Origin of the sequence: Stutzerimonas stutzeri (genome assembly GCF_013522825.1) — a bacterium.
Taxonomy (GTDB): domain Bacteria; phylum Pseudomonadota; class Gammaproteobacteria; order Pseudomonadales; family Pseudomonadaceae; genus Stutzerimonas; species Stutzerimonas stutzeri_AK.
Window position 1 is genome coordinate 1 of sequence record NZ_JAAMQZ010000091.1, and the last position, 1852, is coordinate 1852.

2 protein-coding genes are annotated in these 1852 nt (G+C 58.1%); one reads left to right on the forward strand and one right to left on the reverse strand.

Annotation, left to right across the window (positions count from 1 at the left end; all coding sequences use genetic code 11):
- The first annotated feature begins 111 nt into the window (after positions 1-111).
- Positions 112-1455 carry an IS1380 family transposase gene (locus G7020_RS23695; RefSeq protein WP_037014129.1) on the forward strand — a complete coding sequence of 448 codons (1344 nt, stop codon included), beginning with the start codon at positions 112-114 and terminating at the stop codon, positions 1453-1455.
- Positions 1456-1542: 87 nt separating this feature from the next.
- On the opposite strand, the gene G7020_RS23955 is transcribed toward G7020_RS23695, so the two are convergent.
- Positions 1543-1852: hypothetical protein (locus G7020_RS23955; RefSeq protein ID WP_219852823.1), on the reverse strand; the 310-nt coding region annotated here is incomplete at its 5' end.

Here is a 1852-nt window from a genome sequence, read left to right on the forward strand (position 1 = left end):
CTAGCCCGAAAAATTCATCGGGGGTTGGCGGATGTAGCGTAAAGCCATGATTTGACGTATGATTTGGTTGCTTAATCCGATCAACGTCATTTCTGGAGAGCTACACCCGCCATGGACGATCTTACGCTACCCTTTCCCGGGCTGTCACCTGTTTCTGGCAAGCGGTTGGATGTCAGATTTGACGGCGGCATGCTGTCATCTGATGGCGGGATTTTGCTGTTGCGCGAGGTCGAGCAGCGCCTTGGCGTGGCCGATCGTCTGGCGGCCTGTATCAAGGATCCGCGCTCGCCCGAGCACATCACGCATAGCCTTGCCGACATCATCGGGTTCCGGTTGATGATGATCGCTGCAGGCTATGAGGATGGCAATGATGCATCCAGCCTGCGCGTCGATCCGATGTTCAAGATGGCGCTCGATCTGACACCCTCTGGGACCCGCGCGCTGTGTTCGCAGCCGACCATCTCCCGTCTGGAGAACCTGCCCGATACCCGGGCGTTGTTGCGCATGGGGCGTGCGATGGTCGATCTGTATTGCGAAAGCTTCCCCACAGTGCCCAAGCGCATTGTGCTCGACATTGATGACACCTTCGACGCTGTCCACGGCGGCCAGCAGTTGCGCCTGTTCAATGCCCATCATGACGAATACGGCTTCCAGCCCATTGTCGTGTTCGATGACCAAGGCCGCTTCATCACCGCCGTACTGCGCCCGGCCAAGCGGCCCAAGGGCACAGAAATCAGGGCTTTCCTGCGCCGCTTGATGCGCGCAATCCACAGCCATTGGCCAAAGACACAGATCCTGTTGCGCGGCGACAGCCACTATTGCTGCCCCGAAGTCATCGACTGGTGCCGTGCAGGCGGGCACGACTTCATCCTGGGTGTTGCGCCGACTTCGACACTACGCCGCCATATCACCGATCTTGAAGCCAGCACCAAAGCGCGCTTTGCGGCATCACCCACCGAGGGCAAGGTACGCCGCTTCAAGACCTTCAACGATTGCGCCAAAAGTTGGAGCCGGGTCGAGCGGATCATCGCCCGCATCGAAGTCGGCGATCAGGGCGCTGACACGCGCTTTGTCGTCACCAATCTCAAGAAAGGCTCGCCCCGCTGGCTCTATGAACACGTCTATTGTCGGCGGGGCCAGGCCGAAAACCACATCAAGTCGTGGAAAACCCATCTCGCCGCAGATCGAACATCGTGCTCCAGAGCCACAGCCAACCAGTTGCGGCTGTTCCTTCATGCTGGCGCCTATTGGCTGATGTGGGGCTTGCGCACTGCCATGCCGAAACGCTCGATCTGGCGCACCGTCCAGTTCGATACCTTGCGCTTGCGCCTGATCAAGATCGCCGCCCGTGTTACCGAGCTGAAGACCCTGATCCGCATCCAATGGCCAACAGCCTGTCCCAACCAGCAGGTCTTACGGATCGCCCTTGCCCGCATCCCCAGACTTGTCACCTGAGCGTTGCGGCAAGCGCGCCAAATCAAACCCCTCCCTTCAACCTGTAAACTTTCATCCACCGAAACCCTGGCTCACCGCCGGCGACGATCAGGTATGCTCGGACGACGCCAAATGCTTGAAACTGAGCGCGCCAAACTCAACCGGATGAATTATGCGGGCTAGCGCAATGGTCTTATAGCGGTCCGCCTTCGGGAGCTTGATGCGGCAGTAGAAATGGCTGTGCGCGACATCACCGCGCCGGAAGATGATCAAGCCGGGTTTGAGTTCCTCTTTATCGGCGATAAACGCCATCGCCATCCTCCACTGTGCAGAATCCGTGCAGATCGGCGGCGTAAGTGTTTGATTTGCCATAGCTGTGCAGGGTCTGTGTAGATGTTTATATATGTTTTTCTTGTTT